Source organism: Streptomyces sp. NPDC030183, assembly GCF_055573455.1.
This window is the reverse complement of sequence record NZ_JBVIBK010000026.1, coordinates 130,161-137,958: the sequence shown is the minus strand read 5'-3', so window position 1 is coordinate 137,958 and position 7,798 is coordinate 130,161. Positions and strand designations below refer to the sequence as shown.

5 protein-coding genes are annotated in these 7,798 nt (G+C 74.4%); 1 reads left to right on the top strand and 4 read right to left on the bottom strand.

Translation table 11 applies throughout. From position 1 onward, the window contains the following. Positions 1-355 precede the first annotated feature (355 nt). A complete protein-coding gene (locus ACZ4Z2_RS28995; protein ID WP_468079933.1) occupies positions 356-829 on the top strand; it encodes a hypothetical protein in 474 nt (157 codons plus the stop codon). A gap of 30 nt (positions 830-859) precedes the next feature. On the opposite strand, the gene ACZ4Z2_RS28990 is transcribed toward ACZ4Z2_RS28995, so the two are convergent. The 4 genes from ACZ4Z2_RS28990 to ACZ4Z2_RS28975 all read right to left on the bottom strand — a co-directional run bounded on the left by ACZ4Z2_RS28990 (position 860) and on the right by ACZ4Z2_RS28975 (position 7,728). Further along, positions 860-2,080 carry a substrate-binding domain-containing protein gene (locus ACZ4Z2_RS28990; RefSeq protein WP_468079931.1) on the bottom strand — a complete coding sequence of 407 codons (1,221 nt, stop codon included), beginning with the start codon at positions 2,078-2,080 and terminating at the stop codon, positions 860-862. Next, positions 2,077-3,174, bottom strand: a complete 1,098-nt coding sequence (locus ACZ4Z2_RS28985) for an ABC transporter permease (protein WP_468079929.1) — start codon at positions 3,172-3,174, stop codon at positions 2,077-2,079. Before ACZ4Z2_RS28985 ends, ACZ4Z2_RS28990 begins: the two co-directional genes overlap by 4 nt. After that, on the bottom strand, positions 3,171-4,718 hold the full coding sequence (locus tag ACZ4Z2_RS28980; protein ID WP_468079927.1) for a sugar ABC transporter ATP-binding protein: 1,548 nt from the start codon (positions 4,716-4,718) through the stop codon (positions 3,171-3,173). Before ACZ4Z2_RS28980 ends, ACZ4Z2_RS28985 begins: the two co-directional genes overlap by 4 nt. A 124-nt stretch (positions 4,719-4,842) precedes the next feature. Next, a complete protein-coding gene (locus ACZ4Z2_RS28975; RefSeq protein WP_468079926.1) occupies positions 4,843-7,728 on the bottom strand; it encodes a SpoIIE family protein phosphatase in 2,886 nt (961 codons plus the stop codon). Between the last annotated feature and the right edge of the window lie 70 nt (positions 7,729-7,798).

Sequence of the window (7,798 nt, the reverse complement as noted above, 5' to 3'; positions counted from 1 at the left end):
AAACGCCTGCGTCAGCACCCCGACAGCGATCCGGTCCGACAACCGCTCACCCGCAGGCGTCCTGGCCTGCCCCACCCTCGCCACACGAACGACAATGAGACAAAACCACTTAAGTCACCGGCATTGCACCTAGGTGGCGTGCCAGGCGTCGCGGGGCAGGCGGGACTTTGCGGACACGACCGAGGGTGACGGGCGGCCGGGGGTCTGCCCTTCGCTGTTCGCCTGGCCGGGTGGCAGGGGCGGTGGGGCGCGCGAGGCGCGTTGTCCGGTGGGGCGCGGAGGCGTGGAATGGCTCGCCGGTGCCCCGGTGGCCGGGGTGCCCGAAGCCGACCGACACCTACTCGCGGGAGACCCCATGCCCTCCGCCCCTGTCCGCCGCGCGGTGACCGCCGCCACCCTGACCGCCGCCCTCGCCCTGACCGCCGTCGCTCCGGCGGGCGCGGCCGCCAAGGACGACGACGTCGTGCGCGTCAGGCTCACCGGCGTCACGGACGTCGACACGAAGCCCTGGCACGTCGAGCCCGGCGACAGCTGGGTCACTCATCTGAAGCTGTACACACCGAAGAAGAAGTTCGCCGGCGACGCCGGCGCGCGATGCGCCGCCGTCGAGGTCACCGGGCACCGGGTGACCGCGCAGTGCACCCGCGTCCTGCGGCTGAAGAAGGGGGAGATCACCCTGCACGACATGATCACCCGCGAGAACCGGGCGCCGATCACGGCCAAGACGGCCATCGCGGGCGGCACCGGCGTCTACAAGGACGCAGAGGGCCAGGGCTACATCACCCTGGAGGGCGACCGCGTCCACTTCGATCTCCGTGTCGAGGACTGACATCGCCCCCGGCCGCCCGGGTCGGGTCCGTCACCTGCCCCAGATCTTCCGGTACGCCTCCTGGTAGCCGGAGGGGTTCCAGGTCGTGGCGCCCTCGCTGTTGTCGGCGGTGCTGATGTGGACGGGGGCCACATACCCGCTGGCGGGGTCGCCGGAGAAGGCGCGGTTGAACTCGTCGACGATCTGCCAGCCCTGGAGCGACAGCGGCTCGGGGACGGTGGCTGCCTGGTACCGGCGGCTGGTGACGCGCTGGAACGCGGAGGGGTCGCCGTCTCCCGCACCGATGTTGGCGGGCGGACCGGCCCCCTCGCGTCCGGCCGCCCGGAACGCCGGGGCGGCGTCGGCGAAGTACAGGTCGTTGATGGCCACGGAGTGGGTCCACCGGTCCTGGAAGCGGGAGAGCAGTGAGGAGACCTCGCGGGGCGTGCGGCTGCTCGCGTCCGGGATCGGAATGTTCTCGTAGGCCAGCAGCCGTACGCCCGAGCAGGTGGCCAGCTCCTTCCTGATCAGCTCGGACTTGTGCTTGGCGAAGGGGATCGAGGCGTCGGTGAAGACCACGGTCCCGGCGTTCCCGTCGGAGTCCGCGATGACCCACTGGGCGCTGATCCTCGCCACGTCTTCGACCCGGGTGGTGACGTTGGTGAAGAGCGGGGGCTGTCTGCTGGGGCCCGGGGCCGCGACCGCGTGCCAGCCGACGAGCGGGATGTCCGCCGCGTTCGCCCGGGCGACCTGCTGCGAGGTCGAGTTGGGGTCGAAGCCGCCGATGACGATGCCGGAGGGCCTGAGGGCGAGGGCCTCGCTCATCGCCGCCTGGATGCCCGCCGGGGTGCCGCCGCCGTCGATCACCCGGACGCTCCAGCCGATGACCCCCGCGGCCTCCCGTACGGCGTCGGCGGCACCGGCGACACCCGGGTTCGTCATCGTCTGGGCGACGAAGACGAGGGTCCTGCCGGTGACCGCCCTGGGTCCGGTGGTCGGCCCGTTCCAGGGGACGTCGGTCCGCTCCGCCCTGCCGACGGCGGCCTGGGCCCTGGCATGGACGGCGGGACAGCCGTTCGCCGCGTCGGAGGCGTCCCCGGAGCCGTTCGACGAGCCGCGTTCACAGCCGCTCAGGGCGGCGGCCGCGGCCAGCAGGAGGGTGGCGGCCGACCGGGTAGGGCGGGCGCCGGGGGTGGGGGTGCGGTGGTGGTGCACGGGGGCTCCTCGCAGAGGGGTGCCGGGCTCGGGGCCGGTGCGGGCGGTCCGGGTCATGGGCCGCCGCCGCGGGGCGGGGCGGCCTCCGTGTCGGAGGTGATGGCTGCTCCGGTACGGAGCCTGCGGCGCGCGGAGTAGCCCGCCAGGCCGACAGCGAGCAGCAGGGTGCCGCCGTGGAACAGCGGGACCGTCCAGAACTCGGCGCCCATCTGGGCGATGCCGGTGAGGCCGACGGCGAGGACGGCGACCGCGACGAGGGTGCCGAGGGGGTTGGGGCGGCCGGGTCTGATCGCGGTGGCGCCGAGGAGCGCGCCGACGAAGGCGGGCAGCAGATAGTCGAGGCCGACGCTGGGGTTGCCGATCTGCTGCTGGGCGGCGAGCAGGACGCCCGCGCAGCCGACGATCAGCCCGGAGGTCGCGAAGGCGCACACGGTGTACTTGCGGACCGGGATGCCGACGAGGTCGGCGGCGCGCGGGTTGGAACCCACGACGTACAGGTACCGGCCGAGCGGCAGCCGCTCCAGCACCACCCAGAGGGCGACCGTGAGCGCGAGGACGTAGAAGGCCGGGACGGGCAGGCCGAGGAAGGTGGAGTCGTAGAGGTCGGTGAAGCCGGCGGGCAGTCCCTCCGGGCCGGGGACGATACGGCCGCCGTCGGTGATCCAGCCGGTCAGGGCGTACATCATGCTGCCGGTGCCCAGCGTCGCGATGAAGGAGTCGATCCGGCCGAACTCGACGACGACGCCGTTGACGACGCCCGCGGCCAGTCCCCCGGCGATCACGGCGAGGCAGGCGAGCGGCCAGGGCCAGCCCGCGTCGACGACGAGGTGCAGCACCATGACGTGCGCCAGTCCGAGGCCGTAGCCGAGGGAGAGGTCGAAGGCGCCGGTGACGATGGGGACCATGGCGGCCAGGGCGAGGACGGCCGGGATGGACTGTGTGGACAGGATCGAGTCGAGGGTGTCCAGGGTGGGGAAGGTGCGCGGCAGGGTGAGGGAGAAGACCAGGTAGAGCAGGGCGGTGAGGCCGAGGAGTCCGTAGGCGCCGACGAGGTGCCCGCCGCGGCGTGCGGGGCGGCCGGGGCGGGCCGGCCGGCGCGGCGGGTTGCGGCGGCGGGGCCCGGGCGGGGGCGGGGCGGGCGGGGCCGTCATGGGGTCCCGGCGGTTCGGGAGGGGGGCAGCGCCGAGGCCGCCCGGGTGAGGGCCGCGACGGTGAGGGCGGGGCCGCTCAGTTCGGTCGTCACGGTTCCGCGGACGAACACCAGGGCGCGCCCGCAGACCCCCGTGATCTCCTCGAAGTCGGTGGAGAGCAGCAGGACGGCGAGGCCCCGGGCGAGCGCCGCGTCGAGCAGCCGGTGGATGGCGGCCTTGGCCCCGACGTCGACGCTCGCCGTGGGCTCCTCCAGGATCAGCAGGCGGAGTGTGGTGCGGAGCCAGCGGCCGAGCACGACCTTCTGCTGGTTGCCGCCGGACAGGGTGGCGATGACGGCCTCGCTGTCCCGGGGCCGGACGGCGAACCGGTCGATCAGGGTGACGGCCTCGGCGCGTTCGCGGCGGGGCCGGATCCAGCGCGGCGCCGACGGGCCCGCCGCCCCCGGGTTGGCCAGCAGGTTCTCCCGCACGGTCAGCTCGGTGAGGCAGCCCTCCCGCTGCCGGTCGCCGGGCACGAAGGCGACCCCCCGGGCGACCGCGTCGGGGACGGTACGGGGCCGGTAGGGGCGGCCCGCGAGCAGGGCCCGTCCGCCGAGGAGGGGCCGGGAGCCCGCGAGGGCCCGGCCGAGGTCCATGTGTCCGGCGCCGGAGAGGCCGACCAGGCCCACGGCCTCGCCGGCCCTCAGGTCGAGGTCGACCGGCCCGGTTCCGGAGGTGCGTACGCCGTCGAGCCGCAGGACGGGCGGGCCGTCGGCGCGGACCGGGGACGGGGGGTGGTCGGCCGGTTCCTCGCCGGTGATGTCGCGGACGAGACGGCCGGGGGTGTGGCCGGCCAGGGGGCCGTGGCGGACGAGGCGGCCGTCGCGCAGGACGGCGAAGGTGTCGGCGACCTCGTACACCTCGTCCAGGCGGTGGCTGACGTAGAGGATGCCGTGGCCCGCGTCGCGCAGGGAGCGCAGGACGTGGAAGAGCCGGGCGCAGTCGGCGGCGGGCAGGCGGGCGGTCGGCTCGTCGAGGACGATGAGCCGGGCGCGGGCCGCGAGGGCGCGGGCGACGGCGACGAGGGAGCGCTCGGCCGGGCCGAGCCGGGACACGGTGGTGTCGGGGTCGAGGTGACCGGCGACGGTCCGCAGGGCCTCGGCGCAGCGCTCCGAGGTGCGGCGCCAGGAGATCAGCCCGGCGCGGCGGGCGTACCCGGTGCTCAGGGCGATGTTCTCGGCGACGGTCATCCACTCCACGAGCCCGAGGTCCTGGTGGATGAAGGACATGCGGTGGGCGGCGGCCTGGCCGCCGAGCGGGTGTCCGTCGACCGTGATCCGTCCGGCGTCCGCGTGGTGGACGCCGGCGAGGACCTTGATGAGGGTGGACTTGCCGGCTCCGTTGGGGCCGAGGAGGGCGAGGACGCTGCCGGCGTGGACGTCCAGGTCGACCCCGGCCAGCGCGAGGGTCCCGCCGAACCGTTTGGTGAGGCCGCGGATGCGGACCAGCGGTTCCGTCCTGTCGGCGGGGACCTCCTGCGCAGAGGTGTCGTGAACGTCGTGCACGGACAGCTCCGGGGGTCGGCCTGGCGCGGGCGGCGAGTTCGTCGCGACTCGCGTCAGCGATACTAGACGTACGTATCACAGTAATTCAGGCATTTCGCCGCGCGCTGCCGCTGGACGCCTCGTCTCAGACGCCGTCGAGGCCGCAGGCGGCCCAGATGACCTTGCCCTCGGGGGTGTAGCGGGTCCCCCAGCTCTGCGCCAGCTGGGCGACGAGGAACAGACCGCGGCCGCCCTCGTCGGTGCTGGCCGCGCGGCGCAGATGCGGCGCGGTGTTGCTGGTGTCGGAGACCTCGCAGATCAGACAGCGGTCGCGCAGCAGCCGGACCCGGATGGGCCCGCTGCCGTGGATGATCGCGTTGGTGACCAGCTCGCTGAGCATCAGCTCCGCGGCGAAGGCCGCCTCGTCGAGGCCCCACTCGGTGAGCCTGCGCAGGGCCAGGGCGCGGACCTCGCTGACGCGGGCCGGGTCGGCGGGCAGCTCCCAGGTGGCGATGCGGTCGGGGTCGAAGGCGTGGGTGCGGGCCACGACCACGGCGATGTCGTCGGCCGGGTGGGCCGGTGCCACGGTGTCCAGGACCGCCCGGCAGGTCTCCTCCGGGGTGCGCTCGGCCCGGGAGAGGGTGGTGCTCAACTGGTCGAGGACCACGTCGACGTCGCGGCTGCGGTCCTCGATGAGCCCGTCGGTGTAGAGGACCAGCTCACTGCCCTCGGGGAGGTGGAGCTCGACGGCCTCGAAGGGCAGGCCGCCCAGTCCGAGCGGGGGCCCGGCGGGCAGCTCGGGGAAGGAGACGGTGCCGTCGGGGCGGACCAGCGCGGGCGGCGGATGGCCGGCCCGGGCCATGGCGCACCGCTGGGTGGTCGGGTCGTAGACGGCGTAGAGGCAGGTCGCGCCGATGATGCCGGCGCCGCCGGAGGCGGGGTCCTCGCGGTCCAGCCGGCCCACGAGGTTGTCGAGGTGGGTGAGGACCTCGTCCGGCGGGAAGTCGAGTTCGGCGAAGCTGCGGGCGGCCGTGCGCAGCCGGCCCATGGTGGCGGCGGAGAACAGGCCGTGGCCGACGACGTCGCCGACGAGGAGGCCGATGCGGGCGCCGGAGAGCGGGATGACGTCGTACCAGTCGCCGCCGACGTCGGACTCGGCGGGCAGATAGCGGTGGGCGACCTCGACGGCGTCCTGGTCGGGCACACCGTGCGGGAGGAGGCTGCGCTGGAGGGCCAGGACCATGGTGCGTTCGCGCGTGTAGCGGCGGGCGTTGTCGAGGGACAGGGCGGCGCGGTGGGCGAGTTCCTGTGCCAGCCGGCGGTCGTCGTCGTCGAAGGGCGCCGAGTCGTGGGCCCGGTAGAAGGTGGCGACGCCCAGGGCGACCCCGCGGGCGACCAGGGGTACCGCGATGAGGGAGCGGACGTGGCGCAGCAGCCGCTCGGTGTGCTCGGGGTCCTGGGCGAGCCAGTCGACGGCGTCCTTCAGGTCGGGCACGAGGACCGCTTCCCCGCCGGTCAGACTGCGCAGCTGGGGCGCGGTCGGACCGTACTCGACCTGCTTCCCGGCGGGGCAGAAGGGCAGGTCGCCGCCGACGCCGTGGACCACCGTGCGGCGCAGGTCGGTGCGGGGGTCCGTGGCCTCCTCGCCGCGCAGGACGGGTTCGGCCAGGTCGACGGTGACGTGGTCGGCCAGTCGCGGGACGACCGTCTCGGCGAGTTCCTGGGCGGTACGGCGCACGTCGAGGGTGGTGCCTATACGGGTGCCGGCCTCCGACAACAGCTCCAGGCGGCGGCGTGCGGCCAGGGCGAACGTCCCGACATGCGGCTCTCCCACCATCAGCAGCCCTCGCGGGGTGGGCGCGGGACGCGGGTGGTCGTCCGGGACGCCGTCGACGTCGAGGGGTACGACGGCGGGGGCAGCCGTGGTGCCGGGGACCTGATCGGCGACGGCGGTTTCGTGGGCCTGACCGGCGAGGGTTCCGGCATCGGCCGGCCCGGTGGGGACGGCGACCAGGGGGACGCCGTCCAGCGGCGGGAGGCCGGTGGGGGCGGCACCCGGTCCGAGCAGTTGCTCGAACTGGCGCGGCAGGTCCGGGAGCGCGCGGGAGGGGCCGGGGAGGACGGCCTCGATGGCGACGCCTTCCACTCCGGAGGCGCTCGTCACGGGGCGGCTCACCAGGGTGATGCGCCGCCCGTCGGGCAGGGGCACGTCGACGGCGGCCCGCTGGGCGAGGGAGATCAGCTCGGCGGCCTTCTCCATGAGGATCGCCCGGTCGCCGGGTCCGAGTTCGAGGGCCAGGGCGTCCATCCGGACGCTGTGGTGCAGGCCGCCGCCGGCCTTGGCCCCGGCCGCCGCGTAGGCCTGGAGCAGCGAGCGCTCACGGGCGGAACTCTGTGCCAGCAGCCGCCGCTCGATGGCCGCGGCGGCCTTGCGGATCACGGGGGTCAGCGCCGGGTCCTCCGCGCTGCGGGGGTAGCCGAAGCACAGGACGCCCTCGATACGGCCGCTGAGCGGGTCCCGGACGGGCAGGGCGCGGCAGGCGCTGCCCTGGGAGCGTTCGGCGAAGTGCTCGGCGCCGTAGACGCCGATGAGCCGCCGCTCCGCCAGGGCGAGGCCGATGCCGTTGGTGCCGGCGAACCGCTCGGCGAAGACGAACCCGGGCACGGTCTGGATCGCCGGGAGGCTGCGGGCCATCGACGCCCGCCCGAACCGGCGCATCAGCACCGTCCCGTTCGCGTCGGCCAGGGAGATGTTCATGGCGCTGCCGGCGAACCTGGCCTGCAGCCGGTCGAGCACCGGCCTGGCCGCGCGGACGATACGGCCGTCGGGGTCGAAGTCGTCGTCGAAGGGCAGCTCGGACTGGTTCGGCGACAGCCCCAGGGACCGGGAGCGCCTCCACGAGTGGAGGATCGACGTCCGCACACCGCTCTCCACGGGTTCGCCCTGGAGGAAGAGCTCACGAAAACGAGCGGGCCCCGTGCCTTCTGTCGCACGGCCCGTGAGGATCGGCTCGCCGTCGGACCTGACCACGCTCGCCTCACACGCGCCTTCGATAACCCGCTTTTCGGAAGTATCCGGCATTGACGAGGATACGGGCATC